Below are 22,030 nucleotides of genomic sequence, written 5' to 3'. Positions count from 1 at the left end.
GCCGTAGAGTTCCGGGCATGACCAAGCCCTTTCGCTTCGCGGTGCAGACGGCGTTCGCTCCTGACGGCAAGTCGTGGCGGGAACGGGCCCGGCAGGTCGAGGCGTTGGGTTATTCGACCCTCTACATCCCCGACCACTTCGGCGAGCAGTTCGGGCCGCTGGTGGCGCTGACGGCGGCAGCCGAAGCGACCGAGCGGCTCAACGTGGGGGCGCTGGTGCTCGACAACGACTATCGCCACCCGCTGGTGCTGGCCAAGGAGCTGGCCACCCTCGACCTCTTCTGCGAAGGCCGCCTGGAGGCGGGACTCGGCGCCGGGTGGATGAAGACCGACTACGACGAGTCGGGCATGCCCTACGACTCGCCGGGCACCCGCATCGACCGCATGGTCGAAGGGCTGGCCGTCATGAAGGGGCTGTGGTCGCAGCCCACATTCTCGTTCTCGGGCGAGCACTACACGATCACCAACGCCCAGGGGCTGCCCCGACCGTATTCGCAGCCGCACCCCAAGATCGTCATCGGCGGCGGCGGCAAGAAGGTGCTGTCGATCGCTGCTCGCGAGGCCGACATCGTGGGCGTCAACCCCAACCTCAAGTCGGGCTACGTCGGCCCGGAGACGGCGGCCTCGGCGCTGGCCGACCGCTATCGGGAGCGCATCGGCTGGGTGCGCGAGGCGGCGGGCGACCGCATCGACGACATCGAACTGCAAGTGCTCACCTTCCTCGTCCAGATCGGCGTCGACCCCAACGAGGCCGCCGCCAACATCGCCCCGCTGTTCGGCATCGAGCCCGAAGCAGCGTTGGAGATCCCCCTCGCCCTCGTGGGCAGCGTCGACACAATCTGCGAGACGTTGCAGCGCCGGCGCGAGGAGTACGGCCTCAGCTACGTCGTGGTGCACGAGGCCGAGATGGAAGCCTTCGGCGAGGTCGTGGCTCGCCTCGCCGGCACCTGAGGATGAGAGTCGGCGTCGTCGGCGGGACGTTCGACCCCGTCCACATCGGCCACCTTGCCGTGGCGGTGGCCGCCCGCCACGAGTTGGCGCTCGACCGCGTGCTGCTGATGGTGGCCAACATCCCGTGGCAGAAGGCGGACACCCGCGCCATCACGCCGGCGGAGGACCGGTTCGCCATGGTCGCTGCAGCGGCGGCCGACATCGACGGCGTCGAGGCCAGCCGCATGGAGATCGACCGCGGGGGCCCCTCCTACACGGTGGAGACGCTGGAGGCCCTGGCGGGCAATGACGTGTTCCTCGTGCTCGGCGCCGAGGCGGCGGCCAACCTGCACACCTGGGTGCGGGCCGACGAGGTGCCCACGTTGGCCGAACTTGTTGTGGTGCCCCGCCCGGGTGTCGCCAACCCGCCGGGCCTGCGCACCCTCGACGTGCCCCGCCTCGACGTCACCAGCACCGAGCTGCGGGCCCGCATGGCCGAAGGGCGCCCCGTCGACGTGCTCGTGCCGCCCGCCGCGCTCCGCGTGATCAGGGAGCGCGGTCTGTACGCTGACTAGTCGGATGAACAGCCCGGTGGCCCCGCCCGACCTGCACGACGACGTCGCCACCATCCCGCTGCCCGAGACCCGCCGTACCGGCCGGTCGCGTCGGGACCTGCGCCGCCGCAAGCAGCGCCGCACGCGCAGCCTGCGCTTCACCGCCGCGGTGGCCGTCGCCGTCCTCGTGGTGCTGGCCGCCGTCGGCCTCTTCGTCTCCGACGCCACCTCCGACAAGGGCGACGACACCAAGCCCGGAGCGGCCGCGGCCGCGCCGCCGCCCCCCGCCGTCCTCTTGGCCCAGCGCGACGCCGCGGGCCAGGCGATCTCGTTGTTCGTCGTCGCCCCCGATGCCGGCGGCAAGGGCGGCACCATCGTCCTGCTCCCGCCGGGCGCCATGGCCGAAGTGGCCTCCCTCGACCTCCAGCCTCTGGGCCAAGTGCTGAGCCTGGGCGGCCCCGCCCGCCTCCAGGCCACGGTGCAGAACCTGCTGGGCGCCACCATCGGCGAGGTCCACGTGCTCGACGATGCGGCGATCACCGCCCTCGTCACCCCGGCGGCGCCGATCAAGGTCGACATCCCCGAGCGGGTCGAACAGGTCGACGCCCGGGGCACGGTCAAGGTGCTGTTCGAGTCGGGGCCCAACGATGTGGCCGCCGCCGACGTCCCCCGCCTCCTGGCCGAGCGGGGCCGGTCCACCGACCTCAGTCGCCTGGCTCGCCACCAAGCCTTCTGGGACGCCTGGCTGGCCAAGCTCAAGGACCCCAAAGCCGTGCCCGAGCAGCCCCCGGCGCTGGCCAAGCTGCTGCGCGACCTGGCCGCGGGCCCCGTCCGCACCCGCAGCCTGCCCGTCGACCCCCTGGGCACGGGTGCTGACGGCCAGCTCTACCAAGTCGACCGGGCCGAACTCGCCCAGCTGCGAAGCGCGTTGTTCCCGGGCGGCCAGGCGGCGACGGGCGGCCGTCCGATCGTGCAGATCCTCAACGGCACCGGCGCCGTGCAGTTGGCGCAGCGGGTGGCCGACAAGTTGGGCACGGCCGTGGAGGTCAAGCTGACCGGCAACGCCGCCCGGTTCGACTACACCGAGACCCAGGTGGTCTTCTACGACCGGGCCAAGCAGGCGGATGCGCAACGGGTTCGCGACGCGCTGGGCGTGGGCAAGCTTGTGTTCAGCCGCAATCCGCTGGATGTGGTGGACGTGACGATCATCGTCGGAAAGGACTTCAAGTAGGCGACGTGGCAGCAACCAGCCGGGACGACATTCGAGAACTGTTGGTGACTGCGGCCAAGGCCGCATCCGACAAGAAGGGCGAGGACACGGTCGTCCTCGAAGTGGGGGCGGTGCTCGCCATCACCGACGCCTTCGTCATCACCAGCGGCGCCAACGCCCGGCAGGTGCGCACCATCGCCGAGGAGGTCGAGCGCAAGGTCGACGAGGCGGGCGGCCACAAACCGCTGCGGGTGGAAGGCCTCGACGACGCCCGTTGGGTGCTCATGGACTACGGCGACTTCGTCGTCCACGTGTTCCTCGACGAGGTGCGCCGCTACTACGACCTCGAGCGCCTGTGGTCCGACGCCCCCCGCGTCGAGTGGGAGACGACGGGCGCCGCGTAGCGCCTGAGGAGTTGCGCGGACAGGTCACCCGCCACGCGCCGTAGGGCTTCTCGGCGGCCTGAGGCCGCCGAGACAGGCACTGTGCTCATTGGTCGCCTCGCCTATCGGCTCGGCTCCTAAGCCGTGGCCGCCACCCGGTCGAGGTGGGCTGCCGCGGCGGCGTGGCCGCCGGCGATGAGGCGGCGGGAGTGGCGGAAGTCGTCGTAGCGCAGCTGCCCCGGGTCGATGCTCGGCACCACGATGAGCTCCACGCCTTCGGGCGGTGTCGCTATCTCCCTGAGGAAGCGGTGGCTGCGGGCGATGGAGAACGACTGCACCAACACGTCGATGGGCCGCTTAGGGGCAGGCCGCTTGCGTTCGAAGTTGCCGACGTGGAGCACGACGATGCGCTCGGCGCCCAGCTCGACGGCTCGGGAGATCGGCACGTTGTCGATGACGCCGCCGTCGATGAACAGCTCGTCGGCGATCGGCACCGGCGGGAACACGCCGGGCAGGGCGGCCGAGGCGAGGATCGGCTCGATGACAGGTCCTGACGAGAACCACCGGGCGTCGCCGGTCTCCAGCGAGGCGGCCACTACGTGGAAGGGGAGTTCGGCTTCTTCGAAGGTGCGGAACGGCAGCCACGTCTCCAGCAGGCGGCGCAGGCCGTCGTTGGGTTGGAGCGACCGGCTACGTGTGGCCAGCAGGCGGATCGACGACAGGCGCCCGGCCGGGCAGATGGCGTCGTCGTTGAGCGAGGCCCAGACCTCCGACATGCGGCGCACGCCCTCGACGGTGGGGTCGGCAGCCACGGCGGCGGCGTTGATGGCCCCCACCGAGCAGCCCACCAGGGCGTCGGGCAGGATGCCTCGTTCGAAGACGGCTTGGAGCATGCCGACCTGGATGGCGCCCAGGTTCCCGCCGCCCCCCAAGACGAACACCGTGCGCGGCTTGTGCCGCCTCGCTCGCCGCATGTGCAGGATCGACACCTCGGCCTCCTTTCGGCCCTCCTCCATCATCTTCGGCGCCACGGGAGGTAGGAAGAATGGCGCGAACGCGTCATTTGCCCGTAGCCACGGGACTAGTCCGCAGCCCGGACGCCGGCCGCTCGGGCCAGTGACCAACGACACGGCAGGTTCGGGGGCGCGCCGGGGTTGAACCGGTCGTGCAAAAGAACCGCACCCTCCCCGACGGCACGGCGGTCGTCCTCCGTGAGCTCGACGCTTCCGACGTGGACGGCCTCCGGCGCCTGTTCTTCCGCCTCTCGCCCGAGACCGTGCGGCTCCGCTTCCTGCAGTCGGTGAGCGAGCCCTCGCCCCGGGTGCTGCACTACCTGGCCGACGTCGACCACGACAAGCGCCAGGCCCTGGCCGCCGAGGTCGACGGCGAGATCGTCGGCGTGGCCCGCTACGACCGCTTCCGCGACGCCCCCGACCGGGCCGAGGTGGCGATTGTGGTGGAGGACGCCTGGCAGGGTCGCGGCCTGGGCAAGGTGCTGCTCAACACTTTGGCCGGCGACGCCAAGCGCCACGGCGTCAAGGCCCTCACCGCCACCGTGATGGGCGAGAACCGCCGCATGATGGCCATCGCCCGCCGCCTCGCACCCGAGACCTCGACCCGCCTGGACCACGGCGAGTGGGAGTTGGAGACGCCGCTGACGCCTGCCTGAGGATTGAACCGCCCCTCGCGACAGGTATAGATGTGACCGACGTCATATTATTTGCACTGTCACTGAACCTTTATGGGAAGGGGCAGTACGTTGGCGGTTCCCGGCTCCCTGGCGCGGCGGTATGCGCCATTCCTGATCCTGGCGGGGGTCCAAGTCCTGTTGGTGGCGCTCGTGCCGTCGACGGGCGGCCCCGGCTCCCGTGGCGACGAACTGACGGCCGGCCCCGGCGCCTTCGACCCGGAGGCAGGCCTCGGCGCCGACGGCATCGCAGGCACGGCTGACGATGTCGCCGCGGGCGGCGGTGCTGCGGGCGGCGGGCCAGGCGGTACGAGCGCCACGGGCGGCACCGGGTCAGGCGCGACGGGAGGGGGCACGCGCTCCGGCACTGCCACCGGCAAGCTCTCCACCGACAAGAGCAAGTGCGCCAAGGACGGCGTGCGCCAGCAGGACGTGACCCGCACATCGCCGCCCTGCGTCCCCCGGTGGACAGGCGACAACGGCGGCGCCACCTACCGCGGCGTGTCCGCCGAGGCCGTCAAGGTCATCCACTACCGGCCCAAGTCGAACGAGCAGGTCGACGCCATCCTGCGCACCCAGGGCCTGGCGTCGTCCCCCGAAGAAGAGAAGAAGGCCCGCGAGGCCTTCGCCAAGTTCTTCGACAAGCACTACGAGTTCTACGGCCGCAAGATCAACTGGATCTTCGTCCAGGGGAAGTGCGAGATCACGCCTCCAGATGTCGCCTGCTTCCGGGATGAGGCAAAGCGCCTCAACCAGGAGCACACACCGTTCGCCGTGTTCTGGACGAACTCGACGGTGCAGGGCGAAGTCTTCGAGCAGTGGACGGCGCTGGGCGTCGTCAACATCGGGGGCTGGCACTTCCACAACGACTTCGTCACACGGAACCGGCCCTACCACTGGGACGTGTTCGTCGACGGCACCCGCACCGTGCAGCACCTGGCCAGCTACTGGTGCAAGAAGATGTCTGGCAAGAACGCCACCTTGGCGGGCACCCCCGACATCCGGGCCAAGCGGCGGGTGCTCGGCGTCGTAACCCAAAGGTACGAGTACACCCAGAAGAACGCCGTCGACCTGGTGAACCTGGTGACAGGAGGCATGTGCGGTCGCCCAGGCGATGCCGTCGAGCCCGTTACCACGCCCTCCGACATCACCAAGGCACAGGAGACGGCGGCCACAGCCATGCAGAAGCTGAAGGACGACGGGGCGACGACCGTCGTCTTCCTGTCCGACCCCATCGGCCCCCGGTTCTTCACCAACGCAGCGACGGCTCAAGGCTGGTACCCCGAGCACCTGCTCGCCGGGTCCGGGCTCATCGACTACGACGTGCTGGGGCGGCTGTACGAGACGTCGCAGTGGCGCAATGCCTTCGGGCCAGGACACTTGGCCGACCCCATCCCGTTCAACGACAGCGATGCCGCCCGAGCCGCCGCCGACGTGGGCGTCACCGGCCTCTACTCCGGCGCCAACCTCCTGTACGCCTACATGTCGCTGGTGTCGAGCCAGATCCAGATGGCGGGGCCGAACCTGACCCCGACGAACGTGGAGCGGGGCATGCTCAGCCTGCCGTCGAGCGGCGGGTGGGAGCGCACGCGCGACCCGGCGTCGGTCATGGTGAAGTTCGGCCCAGGCGATTACACGGCCATCCAGGACTCTCGGCACACCTACTGGGACCCGGCAGCCAAGTCGAAGATCGACGGCGGGACCGGTGCGTACATCGCCGTCGAGGGGGGCCGTCGCTGGGAGCTCGGTAGCTGGGGGGCGGGCGAGCCTCGGGCACCCGAGTGACAGCCGTCCGCGACGCGGGCGCGGCGACCACGCGCTTCCTGCGCGGCGGCGGGGCGAGCGCGGCCGCGGCGTGGGTCTTCATCTGGCTCGCCGCCATCGTCGTCTACCCGAACCTGTTGAACCTGGCCCTGCCCGGCCGCATGCCGACCGGCATCGTGGCGTACGGCGTCGTGATCGGTGCTCTCTACGGCCTCATCGCCATGGGCCTGATCCTGGTGTACCGGGCCAACCAGGTGGTGAACTTCGCCCAGGCCGGACTCGGTGCCGCACCTGCCACCCTCGGCGTCGTCCTGGTCACCACCAAGGGGTGGCCGTATTGGGCCGCGCTCTTGCTCGTGGTGGTGGGGTCGCTGGTGCTCGGCGGGTTGGTCGACTTCCTCGTCGTGCGCCGCTTCACGCAAGCGCCCCGCCTGATCCTCGCTGTCGTCACCATCGGCATCGGGCAACTGCTCGCCTACGTGGAGTTCAACATCCCCGGGTGGATCACCGGTGACGCGCTGCCGCCCGCCGACTTCCCGACCCCGTTCAGCAGTTGGCGGTTCACCTTCGGCGGGACCGTGCTCAAGGGCGACCACGTCGTGGCCTTGCTCGTCGTCGGCGTGATCGTGGTGGCCCTCGGGTTGTTCTTCCGCCTCACCCGCATCGGCATCGCCGTGCGAGCGTCGGCGGAAAACGCCGAGCGAGCGTCGTTGCTGGGCGTCCCTGTGCGTCGAGTGTCGACGCTGGTGTGGATGCTCGCGGCGCTGCTGTCGGCAGTCGGCATCTTCCTGCGGGCGCCGCTCGTCGGGCTGTCGTTCGGCACCATCATCGGGCCGAGCGTGCTGCTCTATGCACTGGCCGCCGCCATGGTCGCCCGCATGCAGAGCCTGCCCGTGGCCTTCGTGGCGGGCATGGCCATCGGCGGCATGGACTTCGCCATGTACTACAGCACCCGCAACTCGGTGCTGAGCCAGGCGATGATGCTGCCGATCATCCTCGTGGCCCTGTTGCTGCAGCGGCAGAGCGCGGGGCGGGCGCACGACACGGGCGTGACGACGTGGCGCACGGTGAAAGAGTTCCGTCCCATCCCCTCGGAGTTGCGCAACGTGCGCGAGGTACTGGGCGCGCGGACGCTCGTTCTGGCGCTGGCCGCCGGACTCGCAGTGGGCCTGCCGTTCCTGGTGGGACGCCTCTATCGCAACGACGCCTCGCTGTTGTTGATCTACGCGATGGTCGGCGTGTCGCTGGTGGTACTGACGGGATGGGCAGGGCAGATCAGCCTCGGCCAATTCGCCTTCGTCGGCGTCGGCGCCGGGGTGGCAGGGGGCCTGGCGGCCAACCACCAGGCCGACTTCTTCGTCACCATCATCGTGGCGGGCATGGTGGGCGCCGTCGTCGCTGTGCTGGTGGGCCTGCCTGCGCTGCGCGTGCAGGGCTTGTTCTTGGCCGTCACCACCTTGGCGTTTGCCGGGACCACGCAGGCCTTCCTGCTCGACCGGCGTTTCTTCGGCTGGATGCTCCCGCCGGAGGGCGGCATTGTCTACCGCCCCAAGATCTACGGCCGCATCGACACCGGCAACGACTTGGTCTTCTACTACGTGTGCCTTGTCTTCCTGGTGCTGATGATCGTGATGGCCCGGCAGATCAGGTCGAGTCGCTCGGGGCGGGTGATGATCGCCGTGCGGGCCAACCCCCGTGCCGCGCAGTCGTACGGCGTGAACCTGTCACGCACCCGTCTGGCCGCCTTCGCCATCTCCGGCTTCATGGCCGCGGTGGCGGGCGCGTTGTTCGTGTACCAGCAGGGGGCGTTGGACGTGAACGCCTATCCGCCCGTCGACTCCATCAAGGTCTTCGCCATGACCGTGGTGGGCGGGCTCACCTCGGTCGGTGGCGCGGTCGCTGGGGCGGCCTACTTGATCGTGTTCCAGCGCTTCCCGTTCTTCCGCACCATCGAGTTCTTCGACCTGCTGACGACCGGCGTCGGCTTGATGGTCCTGTTGCTGTTCTTCCCCGGGGGCCTGGCCGAACTTGGCTACCGGGCGCGCGACAGCTTCCTGCGCTGGGTGGCGGCTCGTCGCGGCATCCACGTGCCCAGCCTGGTGGCCGACTCGCTGGAAGAACAGGGCCGGCCGGTGTCGGGCACCGATCCCGACTTGCTCACCGAGGTCGGCGAAGAAGTGGGCGCGGGCCGTGCACTGTTGGAACTGCCCGACTCGGTGATCATCTGCCCGGCGTGCGAGGAGCACGTGCCCGTCGAACGGGTGGCGACGCACGAGCACTTCCGCCCTGAAGCGGCTCGCCTCCGGGCTCGTCGGTCTCGGCATCGGGTGCGGGCGGTGGCCGCCGAGGACGACTTGGTGATCGAGGAGGTGCGCCGGTGAAGGAGCGCCTCGACCGCATTACCGGCGGCGGCTCGGCGCTGCCGCTGCTCGTCCTCTTCGGGCTCAACCTGGTCGACGAGTTCGACCGGGTCGCCTTCGGCGTGCTGACCCCGGAAATCCGCGACGCCTTCAACCTGTCCGACGAAGGCATCGTCGCCGTCGGTTCGCTGGCCGCGGTGACGGCGCTGTTGGCCGCCCTGCCCATCGGGTTCACCGCCGACCGGGTGAAGCGCGTGCGCCTGTCGGCCATCGCCGCCTTCCTGTGGGGCACCATGGCCATCCTCACCGGCTTGGCCCCGGTGATCGGCGTGCTCATCGTGGCCCGCATGGGTGCCGCCGTCGGGCGCATCATCAACGAGCCGGTGCACGCCAGCCTGCTCTCCGACTACTACGCCCCGTCGACCCACCCGCAGGTCTTCGCCTTCCACCGCATGGCCAACCCCATCGGGCTCGGCTCGGCCGTCGTCATCGGCGCGCTGGGTTCGATGTGGGACTGGCGCTTCGTGTTCGTCGTCCTGGCGGTGCCCACGTTCGTGCTCGTCGCCATGTTGGTGAAGCTGCGCGAACCCTTACGGGGCGAGAGCGTCGACGCGGGCGTGGCGGCCGAGGCCGCGCTGCTGGAGCCCGTCCCGTTCGGTGAAGCCCGCCGCCAACTGTTCGCCGTGCGCACCCTGCGCCGGTTGTGGGCGGGCATCTTCCTACTCGGCATCGGGGCGCTGACCCTCACGCAGCTCGTGGTGCTGTTCTTCGAGCAGGAGTACGGCTTCGAGGCCCAGGGACGGGGCATGGTGGTGTTCGCCTCCGGCCTCGGCACCGTCGTCGGCCTGTTGTACGGACAGCGGTTGGCAGGCCGGGCGTTGACCGCGGGCGACCTGCCCAAGCTGGCCCGCTACAACGGCCTGTCGTACATGCTCATCGGCGGCGGGTTGCTGGCCATGGCGGTCTCGCCTTGGTCGGGCCTGTCGTTGTTCTTCAACTTCGTGGCGGGCATCGGCATCGGGGCGTACCAGCCCAACTACTTCCCGCTGGTCGGCCTGGTGTCGCCGCCGCGGGTGCGCTCGCAGGGCTTTGCCTGGGCCATCCTCTACCTCGGCCTCGGCGGCTTGCTGTCGCCGCTGATCGCCTCCATCGGCGACTCCGACGCGGGCTACCGGGTCGCCGTCAGCGTCTTGTCGGCCCTGCTGGTGCTGGGTGGCGCGCTGGCCTACTCCGCCTACCGCTTCGTCGCCCGCGACGCCGCGCAAGCAGCCGCCACCTTGGCCACGGCGGTGCGGCTGCGCGAGGAGTTGGCGGAGAGCGGCCAGCAGGCGCTGCTCACGTGCCGGGGCGTCGATGTCGCCTACGACTCCGTCCAAGTGCTCTTCGGCGTCGACCTGGAGATCCGTGAGGGCGAGATCGTGGCCCTGCTGGGCACCAACGGCGCGGGCAAGTCAACCTTGCTGAAAGCCATCAGCGGCGTCGTCGACCCCATCGGCGGGGCCGTCTTCTTCGCGGGGCGCGACATCACCCACGCCGACGCCGTGCAGTCGACCAAGCTCGGCATCGTCCAGATGCCGGGCGGCCGCGGCGTGTTCCCCACGCTGAGCGTGGCCGAGCACTTCCGGGTGGCGGCGTGGTTGTTCGCCGACGAGCAGGAGCGGGTGCGGCAGGCGACCGACGAGGTGCTCGAACGGTTCCCGCGCCTGCGCGAGCGGTGGGACCAGCTCGCCGGCAACTTGTCGGGCGGGGAGCAGCAGATGCTGGCGTTGGGCATGTCGTTCATCGCCCGGCCCAAGCTGCTGATGATCGACGAGCTGTCGTTGGGCTTGGCGCCCACCATCGTCGAACAGCTACTCGACATGGTGCGCCACATCAACCAGCAGGGCGCCACGGTGATCGTGGTGGAGCAGTCGGTGAACGTGGCGTTGACGCTGGCCCAGCGGGCGTACTTCCTGGAGAAAGGCGAGGTGCGTTTCTCGGGGCCGACCGAAGAACTGCTCGAGCGGGGCGACATCCTGCGCTCGGTGTTCCTCGAAGGGGCGGGCGGCCGGGTGGCGCGCCGTGCGGCGCCGACCGAGGGCGACATCGACCGCGCCGACGAGCCCATCCTGGCCGTGAACGGCATCTCCAAGCGCTTCGGCGGCATCCGTGCCGTCGACGACGTGACCTTCGACTTGTGGCGCGGGGAGATCCTCGGCCTCATCGGCCCCAACGGCGCGGGCAAGACGTCGGTGTTCGACCTGGTGTCGGGCTTCACGGCTCCCGACGGCGGCCGCATCTATTTCGAAGGCGTCGAGGTCAGTTCATGGTCGCCCGACCGAAGGGCCCGGGCCGGCCTGGGGCGCTCGTTCCAGGACGCCCGCATCTTCCCCAGCCTCACCGTGGCCGAGAACCTGGCCATGGGGCTGGAGCGCCACCTCGAGGTGCGTGACCACATCGCCTCGGCGCTGGGCTTGCCGGAGGCCAAGGCCCAAGAGGACGACATCGCGTGGACCGTCGAGGACCTGGTCGAACTGATGAACCTCGGCGCCTTCCGCGACAAGTTCGTGGGGGAACTGTCGACCGGCAGCCGCCGCATCGTCGACCTGGCCATGGCGATCGCCCACGACCCCTCGGTGCTGATCCTCGACGAGCCGTCGTCGGGCATCGCCCAGCGGGAGACCGAGGCGCTGGCACCGTTGCTGCGCCGCATCCGGGCCGAGACCGGGTGCGCCATGCTCGTCATCGAGCACGACATGCCCCTCATCACCGAGATCTCCGACCGCATGCTGGCCCTGGAGCTGGGCGCGGTGATCGCCGAGGGCACGCCCGCCGAGGTCATCAGCAACCCGCGGGTGGTGGAGTCGTACCTGGGCGGCGACGTGGCTGCCGTCAACCGGTCGGGCACGGTCAACGGCAACGGCAACGGGCACGGCGGACGCCGCCGGCGGCGGGTGGCCACGTGAGGCGGCTGCTGGGCGTCGTGGCGTTGGTGGCGGGGTTCGTCATGGTCGTCGGCCCGCTGCCGGTGGGTGCCGATGCGCCGGAGGCGACGGCGTGGTGGTGGGCGGCGTCGGGCGAAGCGTTGGGCCTGCCCGCCTCGCCGCCCAGCCCCGTCGACCCGGGCGGGCTCTACGTGGCGGGCGAGCCCACAGCGCCGGCCGGCAAGTCCGCGCTGCGGTTGCCGGTCGACGACAACCAAGCGGTGGGCGAATTGGTGCTGGCAATCGACACCGACGAGACGACCGGCCAGCCCAAGGCGCAGGGCGACATCGCCGTGGAAGCGTGCATCGCCAATCGGGTGTGGGCGCCCGAGGAGGGCGGGCCGCTGAACCGGGCACCCGCGTGCGAGGTCGGCGCGTTGGCCTACGGCTCGGTGATCGCGGGCAAGGTCCGCTTTCCCGTAGGCGGACTGGTGCGCAACGGAATGCTGAACATCGTGCTCCAACCCACGGCGGGCAAGGTGTTCCAGGTGGCGTTCGAAAAGCCGGGCGCCGACGCCATCACCGTGACGACGTATCCGGGCCAGTCCGACGGCGACGAGCCGCCCGCCGGGTTCGAGGACTTCGAGGGCTTCGATGCGGGCACCGCCTTCGGGGTGCCGACCGAGACGTTCTCACCGCCGTTGCTGGTGGACGGGGTGCCGTTGCCGACGACCCAGGCGACGGTGGCACCCAGCGGGCCGGCCAGCGGGCCGTCGGCCGCAGTGCCCGCGTCGACACTGCCGCCCGGGGGCCGACGGGCCTCGACCGAGCGCACGCCGCAGGTGGTCTCCGCCATGGTGCTGGTAGGGCTCATCCTCATGTACCTCGGGCTGCTCCAGGCGCCCGGTCACGTGCCGCAACTGCTCGGCCCATTTCGGCGCGCCCCGGTGGCGCCGTCGGTCCCCGCGCCCACCGTCACCGGCGACCTGCCGCGAGGCATCGGCCGCTTCGCCCGTCCCCGGCTCGGACCTGCGCCCAAGCTCTGACGTTGCCCCACGAAGCTATTGCGGTACGCAAGCTCTATCCGTACCAGCAGTAGGCATTGTTAGCGGGTGCTTTGGCGCCTCCCAATCGAACCCGAGCAAAGGCCTCTATACGCATATCAGAGAACCTCTATACGCATACCAGAGAAGCAGTCGACGCTCTCTCGGTCGTCGTCAAGGCGGACGTTATAGATCACCGAAGCTAGCCAAGTGTGCCGGGCGGACTACGGACTACCCTGAGCGCGTGGAGTTGCGTCGATTCGTCATCGCGAGCGTTCTCTTGACCCTGGGAGCATCGGCCTATCTCGCATCGTTTCCTACGCAGTCAGTGCACTCGTCGCCCCGCCTTGCCATAGCGACAGCCAAGATCGAGAACGGACGAAGCTCACAGGTGACGCCAGCGCCGCATCGAGTGTCGCTGACGACGAAGCATGGTCCTCTGGTGGCGGCGCTCCTGGTGCTGCCGCCCGAAGCAATGGCCCTCTGTCTGCAGCGTTATCTACGGCGTCGGGAGCGTGTCCTGTTGGTTGCTGCCTTGGCGCTGACAGGAACCTTCACTGTGATGGGGGCGCTAGGTGCCGACAGCTTGGCTTACCTTCCGGGAACCCTTGCTGTCGCCGTGACCGTCCGTGAGGCCATTGAACCGCGACACGCAACTCCGCATGGGGGGACAGCCCCAGCGGCATGAGACCTGGAAGTGTCGCGGTGGGCCGCCTTGACCACCACCACGAGCCATGCGGTAGCGGCGAGTCCTACCCGTCGTCGAGGTGGCGGGACGGCGGCAGGCTTTCGTGGCCTGGCCGCCTCGGGGTACGGCGCTTCTGTTTCAGCTCCGCCTCGAACCCGTGCCGTCGTCCGCCCAGGAGTTCGTCGCGCACCCGGCGCTCGGCGTCGGCGGCGGCTTGGAAGTAGACGGCGTCGAACTCCTCGACCACCTGGAACGTCCACCGGCCGTCGAGCACGTTGCGGCCGATCACCTCTTCTCGCAAGAGGGTGGCGAGCTCGCATGCACCGATCGTTCGAGCAGTTCGGCGGCGTCCTCCATGACGAAGTCGGCCCGGCCGATCAGGTGATGGAGGTCGTACGAGCCGCCCACCGGGCTCGAGGACTTCGAAAGCTTCGATGTGGGCACCGCCGTCGACACTGCCGCCCGGGGGCCGACGGGCCTCGACCGAGCGCACGCCGCAGGTGGTCTCGGCGATGGTGCTGGTCGGGCTGATCCTCATGTACCTCGGGCTGCTCCAGGCGCCCGGCCACGTGCCGCAACTGCTCGGCCCGTTCCGGCGCGCGCCGGTGGCGCCGTCGGTCCCCGCGCCAACCGTCACCGGCGACCTGCCGCGAGGCATCGGCCGCTTCGCCCGCCCCCGCCTCGGCCCCGCGCCCAAGTTGTAAGGCGTCACTCGTCGCCGATGAGTTCTTCGAGGAAGAAGCGCACCTTGGCTTCGATCGGGCGCCCGGGGTAGTAGCGCTCGACGACCTCGAGCCCTTCGTCGACCGATGTCAGGCCGCACACGTCGTAGAGCAGCACGATGTCGGCCTCGTCACGACTCACCCGGCTGGCCAAGAGCTTGGTGGCCAGGAGGTACTCGGGCGACGCGGCCGACACGCTCAAGAAGTCCCCGTCGTAGACCACCCGCGGCGCAGGGTCGGGCCCGGGCAGGAAGCCCTTCACGGCATCGTTGAGCCAGTCCGGTTCGAGGTCGTCATGGCGCCCCGCAATAGCGGCCGCTGCCTCCCGAACCTCGGTCGACGGGTGCCAGATGGCATCGACGTCACGGGTGGCGGGGCGGGCGTCGTAGGCCACGGTCATGGCCGCGCCCCCGACGACGAACACGTCGCCGCGCACGTCGATGCGTCGAAGCTCTTGGTCGAGCTCGGCGAACAGCCGGAGTATCCGCTCCCGACTGAGCACTACACGTTCCTCAACGAGTCGCGGTGGAGGAAGACGCCGCGAATCTTGAACGCCGCAGGCGTCCCCGCGTACTCCCACGCCCGCATCGACCTCATCGGCGTCACCCACCACCCGCGAGCCAGGAAGCGGCTGTCGTCGTGCACCCAGCCCGGCGCAGCCTCGTCGGTGGTCACGGCCAACCATTCGGCCAGCCCACCCAGGAAGGCGTCCCACCGCTCGTCACCCGTGGGTGCAGGCTCCGCGGTGATCATGCGCGCTCGGGTGATGCTGTCGGCGGCCCGGTAGCGGTGCGCGAGCTCGGCAGCCATGCGGATGGGCTCGCCGTCACCCAGGCATCGAGCCAGCCCGACAAGGCTGGCTGCGTAATCGACCTCGGTGTCGAGGCGAAGGCGCATGCCGGCCGCTTTGGTGATCCGCTCCAGCAGCTCCACCGTGGGGTGCAGGTCGCCTCGTTCGATCCGGTGGACGGTGCTGGCGGCCACGCCCGCAGCGGCGGCCAGCGCGCGCACGGAGAGCCGACTGTCGCGCCGCAGCGAGACGACAAGCGCATCGGTCCGCATCGGTGTAAGCGTATACGCTTACACCGATCTACCCGTCGTCGAGGTGGCGGGACGGCGGCAGGCTCTCGTGGCCTGGCCGCTTCGGCGTGCGGCGCTTTTCCTTCAGCTCCGCCTCGAACACGTGCCGTCGTCCGCCCAGGAGTTCGTCGCGCACCCGGCGCTCGGCGTCGGCGGCCGCTTGGAAGTAGACGGCGTCGAACTCCTCGACCACCTGGAACGTCCACCGCCCGTCGAGCACGTTGCGGCCGATCACCTCTTCTCGCAAGAGGGTGGCGAGCTCGCATGCACCGCACCGTTCGAGCAGTTCGGCGGCGTCCTCCATGACGAAGTCGGCCCGGCCGATCAGGTGATGGAAGTCGTAGAGCCGCCCTCGTGCCCGTTCCAGCCACTCGAAGGCCTCCGACACCTTGCCTGCCGCCTCGACCACCACGTCGTCGACCCCCTCGGGACGCTGGTGATCCGGGTCGGGGACGGCGGCCATCGGCCTCGTGCTACCCCACGACGCTCAGCACAACCTCGACGTTGTTGCGGGTGGCGTTGGAGTATGGGCACACCTCGTGCGCCCGGGCCACCAGCTTCTCGGCGGTCTCACGTTCCACGTCGGGCAACTCGGCGTCGAGGTGGACCTGCAGCCCGAACGCCCCGCCCTCGGTGGCGCCGATCCCCACCCGTGCGGTGATGGCCGACTCGCTCACGTCGATGCCCGCCTTCGACGCCACCAGCTTCAGCGCGCTGTGGAAGCAGGCGGCATACCCGGCGGCGAACAACTGCTCGGGGTTGGTGGCCTCGCCGCCCGGCCCGCCCAGCGCCTTGGGCACTGCCAGTTGTACGTCGAGCACGCCGTCGGAGGACGCCACGCGCCCGTCGCGGCCGCCCCATGCCGTGGCGTCGGCGGTGTAGAGGATGTCCATCCCCCTGTCTTAGCCCACGGGTACCTCCCACCGCGTTCCCAGGAAGTTCACAGGAACCGGTGCCAGAATCGACAGCGATGGCCGCCCGCGTCCTCGTGGTCGACGACGAAGACAACATCACCTTCCTCCTCGACACCGCACTGCGCCACTTCGGCTTCGAGGTGCGGGTGGCCTCAGACGGGCGCGGCGCCCTCAAAGAGGTGGCCCAGTTCGCCCCCGACGTCCTCCTCCTCGACGTCATGCTGCCCGACCTCGACGGCTTCGAGATCCTCCGCCGCCTCCGCCTCGACGGCGTCCAGGTTCCCGTCCTCTTCCTCACCGCCCGCGACGCGGTCGACGACAAGGTGCGGGGCCTCACTCTGGGCGGAGACGACTACGTCACCAAGCCGTTCAGCCTGGAAGAGGTGGTGGCCCGCATCCACGTGCTGTTGCGCCGCCAAGGCGTCAGCGCGGGCAGCGCCAAGCTCGCCCTTGCCGACCTGGAGATGGACGACGACGCCCACGTGGTGCGCCGCGCGGGCCACGTCGTCGACCTGTCTCCGACCGAGTACAAGCTGCTCCGCTTCCTGTTGGTGAACGCAGGCCGCGTGCTGTCGCGCAACCAGATCCTCGACCACGTGTGGCAGTACGACTTCGACGGCCACGCCACGGTGGTCGAGACCTACATCAGCTACCTGCGCAAGAAGGTCGACCGCCTGGGCCCGCCGTTGATCCACACGGTCCGCGGCGTCGGCTACTCCTTGCGGGTCTCCTGATGTCGCTCCGCCGCCGGGTGATCATCGGCGTGGCTGCCATCGCCCTCGTGCTGGTGGCCACCAACGTGGCGATCTCCAGCACGTTCTCGTCGTTCCTCCACGACCGCCTCGACAAGCAGCTCATCGCCGCCAGCGAGACCGTGCAGGGGCGCCGCGGGTTGCTCGGCCGCCCTAACGAGGCGCTCACCGAGTACTACATCGCCGTCATCGAAGGCGGCGGCATCTTCACAGTGGCCTCCGTCCTCCAGGCCGACGAACGCCCGCCGCCGGTGATCGACCTGTCGCAACTGGCGGCCAACGTCACCGGCGCCGGCCAAGCACGCCGGCCCTTCACCGTCCCCGCCGCGTCGGGCGACGGCAAGTGGCGCTTAGTCGGCGTAGCCGGGCCCGACGGCCGCACCGCGGTGGTGGGCCTGAGCCTCAGCGAATTGGAGGCCACCCTGGCCCAGGTGCGGTGGGTGCAGGCAGTGGGCACCCTGGCCGTGCTCGCGGCCTTGGCCACGGTGGCGTGGTGGATGCTCCGCCTCGGCATCGACCCCCTGGTGTCGATGGCCAAGACGGCCGACGAGATCGCCGAAGGCGAACTGTCGCGACGGATCGATCACGTCGACGAACGCACCGAGGCGGGCCGCCTGGGCGCGGCCCTCAACGCCATGCTCGGCCGCATCGAGGAGGCCTTCCAGGAGCGGGAGGAATCGGAGGCACGCGTGCGTCGTTTCGCCGCCGACGCCTCGCACGAACTGCGCACGCCGCTCACGTCGATCCAGGGCTACACCGAGTTGTGGCGGGCGGGCGGCTTGCAGTCGAAGGACGAGTTGGCCGACGCCATGCGCCGAATGGAGGACGAGGCCAAGCGCATGGGCGCCTTGGTCGAAGACCTGCTGCTGCTGGCCCGCATCGACCAGCGCCGACCGTTGGAGCGCGCACCGGTGCAACTCGACGCCGTGGTGGCCGACAGCGTGCGCGACGCGCAGGCCGTCGAACCCGACCGCCCCGTCACCTTCGACATCGCCCCCGTGGTGGTCGAAGGCGACGAACAGCGCCTGCGCCAGGTGGTCGGCAACCTCTTGGCCAACGCCCGTGTGCACACGCCGCCGGGCACGCCGGTGGCCGTCTCGCTCGCCGCCCGCGACGGCGTGGCCCGCCTCCAAGTGGCCGACCAAGGCCCGGGCATGGCGCCCGAGGTGGCGGACCGGGTGTTCGAGCGGTTCTACCGCGCAGACGCGTCGCGCTCTCGCGCCGCGGGCGGCACCGGACTGGGGCTGGCCATCGTGGCTGCCGTGGTGGAGGCCCACTCTGGCTCGGTGCGGGTGGAGTCCGAGGCCGGCCAGGGCAGCCGCTTCGTGGTGGACCTGCCGCTCGGCCGGAACGGACACCCAACAACTCCGTAGGCGATCCACAGCCGATTCCCAGGTTGGTGTCGCATCCTGAGGGGCATGGAGACGCCGCTCGCCCTGCTCGACAGGCCGCCCACCGCGGCCGACGAGGTTCCCCCCACCCACGAGCCGCGGGAGGTCCCCCCGCCTCCGGCGGCTCGTTCCCCCCGCAGTCGCGTGGCTGCCGCCCTTGTCGCCGTCGCCCTACTGTCCGGCGTGACCGGGGCGGCGGTGACCCGGGCCTTCGACGACGACGGCGGCGCCCTTGCGGCGGCCGTCGGGCCGACGACAGCGTCTCGCCCGCTGCAACTGGGTGGCACCGCCCTCGACGTGGCCGGGGTGGTGGCCAAGGCAGGCCCCGCGGTGGTCAGCGTGTCGACCTCGTCGATGGGCGGTCGTCGCACCGGTGCGGGCACCGGCGTCGTGCTCACCGCCGAGGGCGAGATCCTCACCAACGCCCACGTGGTCGGTACCGCGAGCACGGTGCGGGTCACCCTCGCCGGCGAGTCCCAAGCCCGCGACGCCGAAGTGGTGGGCCTCGACGCCGCCGCCGACCTGGCCCTCCTGCGTATCCCAGGCGCAGGAGGGCTGCCGGTGGCGGAGCTCGGCCGTTCGGCCGACGTGCGAGTGGGCGACGACGTGGTCGCCATCGGCAACGCCCTCGCCCTGCGCGGCGGCCCCACCGTCACCCGGGGCATCGTCTCCGCCCTCGACCGTACGCTCGAGACCGAAAACGGCAGCATGACCGGCCTCATCCAGACCGACGCCTCGATCAGCTCGGGCAACTCGGGCGGGCCGCTGGTCAACGCCCTCGGACAGGTCATCGGCATTAACACCGCAGTGGCCAGCGGCGGCGGCGGCACGGCCGCCGAGAACATCGGCTTCGCCATCGCCGTCGACCAGGCCATGCCCGTGGTCGAACGGCTGCGGGGCAACCAGCCCGCCGCCGAACGCGGCTACATGGGCATCAGCAGCGGCGACCCCACCGACGGCAGCCGGGGCGCCGTGGTGGTCAGCGTCGAGCCCGGTTCGCCCGCCGCCCAAGCCGGGCTCCAGCAGGGCGACCTCATCGTCAAGGTCGGCGACAAGGCCGTCGACGGCGCCGCTGCCTTGGGCTCTGCCGTCCGCTCCCATCGCCCAGGCGAACAGGTTCCCGTCGTCGTCGTGCGCGACGGCGCCGAACGCACGGTCACCGTCACCCTCACCACCGCACCCCGCTGAACAAAACCGCACCCGCTGAACAAAGGAGAAAGCAATGCAGACCCCCCGTAACTGGAAGGCAGGCCTGGTGGCCACCGGAGCCGCTGTCGGGCTTACCCTGGCCGGGCTCGGCGTGGCGGGCGCCCAGACCGAACAGGCGCCGGCCGACGACCCGCCCGCCGCCGCTATGAAGCAAGGCCGAGGTGGGCACAAGGGGATGGGCATGGGGGCACTGCACGGCGAGTTCACCACCAAGGCACCGGCGGGCGGCTACCAGACGCTTGCCACCCAGGTCGGTGAAGCCACCGAGGTGAGTGCCACCTCGATCATCGTCAAGAGCGAGGACGGCTTCAGCCGCACGTATGCCGTCGACGACGGCACCATGGTGAACGCAGGCAACAACGGCATCGCCGACGTGAAGGTGGGGGACCGAGTACACGTAAAGGCCATCGTGGCCGACGGCAAGGCCCGCGCCGTCGACGTCCACGACGGCACGCAGGCCAAGGAGTTGCGAGGGCGCTGGGCGCCGCCGCGTGAAAAGAGAGGAACCAACTGACGTGAAGACGGAGAGCCGCCCGCCGGGCGAGGTCCTGGAGCAGGCGCTGTTCGAGGTCAAGCGCATCGTCGTGGGCCAGGACCGCATGATCGAGCGGCTCTTCGTCTGCCTGCTGGCCCGGGGGCACTGCTTGTTGGAGGGTGCGCCCGGGCTGGCCAAGACCTTGGCCGCCGAGACCATGGCCCGGGTGGTGGGCGGGTCGTTCGCCCGCCTCCAGTTCACCCCCGACCTGGTGCCCGCCGACCTTGTGGGCACCCGCATCTACCGGCCGTCGCAGGAAGCGTTCGACGTCGAGCTCGGCCCGGTGTTCGCCAACGTGGTGCTGGCCGACGAGATCAACCGGGCGCCCGCCAAGGTGCAGTCGGCCCTGTTGGAGGTGATGGCCGAACGGCATGTGTCGATCGGCGGCATCACCCACAACGTGCCCGATCCCTTCCTCGTGCTCGCCACCCAAAACCCCATCGAGAGCGAGGGCGTCTACCCGCTGCCTGAGGCCCAACGCGACCGCTTCCTCATGAAGGTGCTCGTGGAGTACCCCAACGCCCGCGAGGAGACCGAGATCGTGCGGCGCATGAGCGTCGACCCGCCCACACCGGTCGCCGTGCTCGACGCCGACCAGCTGCGCGAGCTGCAGGCCGTCGCCTCGCAGGTGTTCGTGCACGACGCCGTGCTCGACTACGCCGTGCGCCTGGTGCTCGCCACGCGGGAGCCCGCCAAGCACAAGCTCGACGACATCGCCCCACTGATTGCCCACGGCGCCAGCCCCCGCGCCACCCTCGGGCTCGTTGCCGCGGGCCGAGCTTTGGCACTGCTGCGCCGCCGCGACTACCTGTTGCCCCAGGACGTCTACGACGTCAGCCGCGACATCCTGCGCCACCGGGTGCTGCTGTCGTACGAGGCGCTGGCCGACGGCGTCGACGCCGAACACGTGGTGGAACGAGTGGTGCGCACCGTGATCGCCCCCCGCATCTCGCCCGGGCAGGACGGCAGGCCGCAGGTAGAGGAGGCCGAGGCGTCGTGATCGCCTCGGCCGAGTCGCGCCTGCGCCACTTGGAGCTGTTGGTGACGCGCAAGCTCGACGGGCTCCTGCAGGGTGACTACCAAGGGCTGGTGCCCGGCGGCGGCAGCGAGCCCGGTGACGGCCGCCTCTACGAACCGGGCGACGACGTGCGCCGCATGGACTGGAACCTCACGGCCCGGGCGGGCTCGCCGCACGTGCGCAATCCCATCGCCGACCGCGAGTTGGAGACGTGGTTGGTGATGGACTGCTCGGCCAGCCTCGACTTCGGCACCGCTTCATGCGAGAAACGCGACGTGGCTTTGGCCGCCGCGGCCGCCTTCGGCTTCCTCACCGCTCGTGCAGGCAACCGGTTAGGTGCTGTGCTCTTCGGCCCCGCGGGCTTCTCCATCGTGCCGCCCCGTGGTGGCCGGGCCGCGGTGATCGCCACGTTGCACCGGCTGGAGCGACGCGAACGGGCCGCCGAAGGGGAAGCCTCGTTGGCCGACGCGCTGCGTCGGTTGCGCCTCACCGCCCGCCGACGCGGGCTGGTCGTCGTGGTCACCGACCTGCTCGACAGCAGCCCGTGGGAGCGCGAGCTGCGGGCGCTGTCGGCCCGCCACGCCGTGGTGGTGGCCGAGGTGCGCGACCCCCGCGAGGCTGAGTTGCCCGAGGTCGGCGTGCTCATGCTCGTCGACCCGGAGACCGGGCGACGGGTGGAGGTGCAGACGGCCAACCGCCGCACCCGCGAACGCTTCGCCGCCGCCGCGGCCGACCAGTTGGCCCAGCGCGGCCGGGCCGTGCGGGCGGCGGGCGCGTCGCACCTCGTGCTCGCCACCGACCGCGACTGGCTGCTCGACGTGGTGCGCTTCGTCGCCGACCGAAGGCGCCGCCGCCGATGACCGCCTCCCCTCGTTCTGGGCCGTGGGT

The 22,030-nt window shown here is 70.3% G+C and carries 22 protein-coding genes; 16 read left to right on the top strand and 6 right to left on the bottom strand.

Translation table 11 applies throughout. The features are described 5' to 3' along the window. Nucleotides 1-17: 17 nt before the first annotated feature. The 4 genes from VM938_11505 to rsfS are packed head-to-tail and all read left to right on the top strand — an operon-like array spanning nt 18 to nt 3,097. Nucleotides 18-950 (top strand): TIGR03621 family F420-dependent LLM class oxidoreductase, encoded by a 933-nt coding sequence (locus VM938_11505; GenBank protein ID HVF75665.1) that lies wholly within the window; start codon nt 18-20, stop codon nt 948-950. Nucleotides 951-952: 2 nt separating this feature from the next. Further along, on the top strand, nt 953-1,504 hold the full coding sequence (gene nadD / locus VM938_11500; GenBank protein HVF75664.1) for a nicotinate-nucleotide adenylyltransferase: 552 nt from the start codon (nt 953-955) through the stop codon (nt 1,502-1,504). Nucleotides 1,505-1,508: 4 nt separating this feature from the next. Further along, on the top strand, nt 1,509-2,714 hold the full coding sequence (locus tag VM938_11495) for a LytR C-terminal domain-containing protein (protein ID HVF75663.1): 1,206 nt from the start codon (nt 1,509-1,511) through the stop codon (nt 2,712-2,714). 5 nt (nt 2,715-2,719) lie between these two features. Next, nucleotides 2,720-3,097, top strand: coding sequence for a ribosome silencing factor (rsfS, locus tag VM938_11490; GenBank protein ID HVF75662.1), 378 nt, complete (start codon nt 2,720-2,722; stop codon nt 3,095-3,097). A gap of 116 nt (nt 3,098-3,213) precedes the next feature. Here rsfS and VM938_11485 read toward each other — a convergent pair whose 3' ends face one another. Next, complete coding sequence (locus VM938_11485) at nt 3,214-4,107, bottom strand: patatin-like phospholipase family protein (protein HVF75661.1); 894 nt, start codon at nt 4,105-4,107, stop codon at nt 3,214-3,216. Nucleotides 4,108-4,241: 134 nt separating this feature from the next. Between VM938_11485 and VM938_11480 the strand changes: the two genes are divergently transcribed. The 5 genes from VM938_11480 to VM938_11460 all read left to right on the top strand — a co-directional run bounded on the left by VM938_11480 (nt 4,242) and on the right by VM938_11460 (nt 12,836). Further along, nucleotides 4,242-4,745 (top strand): GNAT family N-acetyltransferase, encoded by a 504-nt coding sequence (locus tag VM938_11480; protein HVF75660.1) that lies wholly within the window; start codon nt 4,242-4,244, stop codon nt 4,743-4,745. 90 nt (nt 4,746-4,835) lie between these two features. Continuing rightward, a complete protein-coding gene (locus VM938_11475; protein ID HVF75659.1) occupies nt 4,836-6,548 on the top strand; it encodes a hypothetical protein in 1,713 nt (570 codons plus the stop codon). Then, nucleotides 6,545-8,908, top strand: a complete 2,364-nt coding sequence (locus VM938_11470) for an ABC transporter permease (protein ID HVF75658.1) — start codon at nt 6,545-6,547, stop codon at nt 8,906-8,908. Before VM938_11475 ends, VM938_11470 begins: the two co-directional genes overlap by 4 nt. Beyond that, nucleotides 8,905-11,832, top strand: a complete 2,928-nt coding sequence (locus VM938_11465) for an MFS transporter (GenBank protein HVF75657.1) — start codon at nt 8,905-8,907, stop codon at nt 11,830-11,832. The genes VM938_11470 and VM938_11465 overlap by 4 nt, the downstream gene beginning before the upstream one ends. Next, on the top strand, nt 11,829-12,836 hold the full coding sequence (locus tag VM938_11460; GenBank protein HVF75656.1) for a hypothetical protein: 1,008 nt from the start codon (nt 11,829-11,831) through the stop codon (nt 12,834-12,836). The genes VM938_11465 and VM938_11460 overlap by 4 nt, the downstream gene beginning before the upstream one ends. Nucleotides 12,837-13,585: 749 nt before the next feature. Here VM938_11460 and VM938_11455 read toward each other — a convergent pair. Continuing rightward, nucleotides 13,586-13,822, bottom strand: a complete 237-nt coding sequence (locus tag VM938_11455) for a hypothetical protein (protein HVF75655.1) — start codon at nt 13,820-13,822, stop codon at nt 13,586-13,588. Between the two features lie 133 nt (nt 13,823-13,955). Here VM938_11455 and VM938_11450 point away from each other — a divergent pair, with 133 nt between their 5' ends. Then, nucleotides 13,956-14,225: a hypothetical protein gene (locus tag VM938_11450; GenBank protein ID HVF75654.1), complete on the top strand. Its 270-nt coding sequence runs from the start codon at nt 13,956-13,958 to the stop codon at nt 14,223-14,225. A 4-nt stretch (nt 14,226-14,229) separates the two neighbouring features. On the opposite strand, the gene VM938_11445 is transcribed toward VM938_11450, so the two are convergent. The 4 genes from VM938_11445 to VM938_11430 are packed head-to-tail and all read right to left on the bottom strand — an operon-like array spanning nt 14,230 to nt 16,216. Beyond that, on the bottom strand, nt 14,230-14,745 hold the full coding sequence (locus VM938_11445; GenBank protein HVF75653.1) for a DUF6036 family nucleotidyltransferase: 516 nt from the start codon (nt 14,743-14,745) through the stop codon (nt 14,230-14,232). Next, nucleotides 14,745-15,305 carry a helix-turn-helix domain-containing protein gene (locus tag VM938_11440; GenBank protein ID HVF75652.1) on the bottom strand — a complete coding sequence of 187 codons (561 nt, stop codon included), beginning with the start codon at nt 15,303-15,305 and terminating at the stop codon, nt 14,745-14,747. Before VM938_11440 ends, VM938_11445 begins: the two co-directional genes overlap by 1 nt. A gap of 28 nt (nt 15,306-15,333) precedes the next feature. Then, nucleotides 15,334-15,786 (bottom strand): hypothetical protein, encoded by a 453-nt coding sequence (locus tag VM938_11435; GenBank protein ID HVF75651.1) that lies wholly within the window; start codon nt 15,784-15,786, stop codon nt 15,334-15,336. Between the two features lie 10 nt (nt 15,787-15,796). Continuing rightward, nucleotides 15,797-16,216: an organic hydroperoxide resistance protein gene (locus VM938_11430; GenBank protein ID HVF75650.1), complete on the bottom strand. Its 420-nt coding sequence runs from the start codon at nt 16,214-16,216 to the stop codon at nt 15,797-15,799. Between the two features lie 77 nt (nt 16,217-16,293). Between VM938_11430 and VM938_11425 the strand changes: the two genes are divergently transcribed. From VM938_11425 to VM938_11400, 6 genes are read left to right on the top strand one after another with little or no spacing between them, the layout of a single operon-like run. Next, nucleotides 16,294-16,971: a response regulator transcription factor gene (locus tag VM938_11425; protein HVF75649.1), complete on the top strand. Its 678-nt coding sequence runs from the start codon at nt 16,294-16,296 to the stop codon at nt 16,969-16,971. After that, a complete protein-coding gene (locus tag VM938_11420) occupies nt 16,971-18,362 on the top strand; it encodes an ATP-binding protein (GenBank protein ID HVF75648.1) in 1,392 nt (463 codons plus the stop codon). The genes VM938_11425 and VM938_11420 overlap by 1 nt, the downstream gene beginning before the upstream one ends. Before the next feature lie 45 nt (nt 18,363-18,407). Next, nucleotides 18,408-19,568, top strand: a complete 1,161-nt coding sequence (locus tag VM938_11415; GenBank protein HVF75647.1) for a trypsin-like peptidase domain-containing protein — start codon at nt 18,408-18,410, stop codon at nt 19,566-19,568. A gap of 34 nt (nt 19,569-19,602) precedes the next feature. Further along, nucleotides 19,603-20,103, top strand: coding sequence for a hypothetical protein (locus VM938_11410; protein ID HVF75646.1), 501 nt, complete (start codon nt 19,603-19,605; stop codon nt 20,101-20,103). Between the two features lies 1 nt (nt 20,104). Continuing rightward, nucleotides 20,105-21,124: an AAA family ATPase gene (locus VM938_11405; GenBank protein HVF75645.1), complete on the top strand. Its 1,020-nt coding sequence runs from the start codon at nt 20,105-20,107 to the stop codon at nt 21,122-21,124. After that, nucleotides 21,121-22,002, top strand: a complete 882-nt coding sequence (locus VM938_11400) for a DUF58 domain-containing protein (GenBank protein ID HVF75644.1) — start codon at nt 21,121-21,123, stop codon at nt 22,000-22,002. The genes VM938_11405 and VM938_11400 overlap by 4 nt, the downstream gene beginning before the upstream one ends. Nucleotides 22,003-22,030: the final 28 nt, after the last annotated feature.

The sequence above is a fragment of the Acidimicrobiales bacterium genome (assembly GCA_035536915.1).
Classification (GTDB): Bacteria; Actinomycetota; Acidimicrobiia; order Acidimicrobiales; family JAHWLA01; genus JAHWLA01.
The sequence above is the reverse complement of the archived record's forward strand: the minus strand, read 5'-3'. Positions and strand labels throughout refer to the sequence as shown.

What these genes read in the sequence shown, in the direction of transcription:
- VM938_11420 (HVF75648.1), top strand. Translation starts at nt 16,971, where the DNA reads ATGTCGCTCCGCCGCCGGGTGATCATCGGCGTGGCTGCCATCGCCCTC.
- VM938_11415 (HVF75647.1), top strand. Translation starts at nt 18,408, where the DNA reads ATGGAGACGCCGCTCGCCCTGCTCGACAGGCCGCCCACCGCGGCCGAC.
- VM938_11450 (HVF75654.1), top strand. Translation starts at nt 13,956, where the DNA reads ATGTGGGCACCGCCGTCGACACTGCCGCCCGGGGGCCGACGGGCCTCG.
- VM938_11495 (HVF75663.1), top strand. Translation starts at nt 1,509, where the DNA reads ATGAACAGCCCGGTGGCCCCGCCCGACCTGCACGACGACGTCGCCACC.
- VM938_11410 (HVF75646.1), top strand. Translation starts at nt 19,603, where the DNA reads ATGCAGACCCCCCGTAACTGGAAGGCAGGCCTGGTGGCCACCGGAGCC.
- VM938_11425 (HVF75649.1), top strand. Translation starts at nt 16,294, where the DNA reads ATGGCCGCCCGCGTCCTCGTGGTCGACGACGAAGACAACATCACCTTC.
- VM938_11430 (HVF75650.1), bottom strand. Translation starts at nt 16,216, where the DNA reads ATGGACATCCTCTACACCGCCGACGCCACGGCATGGGGCGGCCGCGAC.
- nadD (HVF75664.1), top strand. Translation starts at nt 953, where the DNA reads ATGAGAGTCGGCGTCGTCGGCGGGACGTTCGACCCCGTCCACATCGGC.
- VM938_11505 (HVF75665.1), top strand. Translation starts at nt 18, where the DNA reads ATGACCAAGCCCTTTCGCTTCGCGGTGCAGACGGCGTTCGCTCCTGAC.
- VM938_11435 (HVF75651.1), bottom strand. Translation starts at nt 15,786, where the DNA reads ATGGCCGCCGTCCCCGACCCGGATCACCAGCGTCCCGAGGGGGTCGAC.
- VM938_11440 (HVF75652.1), bottom strand. Translation starts at nt 15,305, where the DNA reads ATGCGGACCGATGCGCTTGTCGTCTCGCTGCGGCGCGACAGTCGGCTC.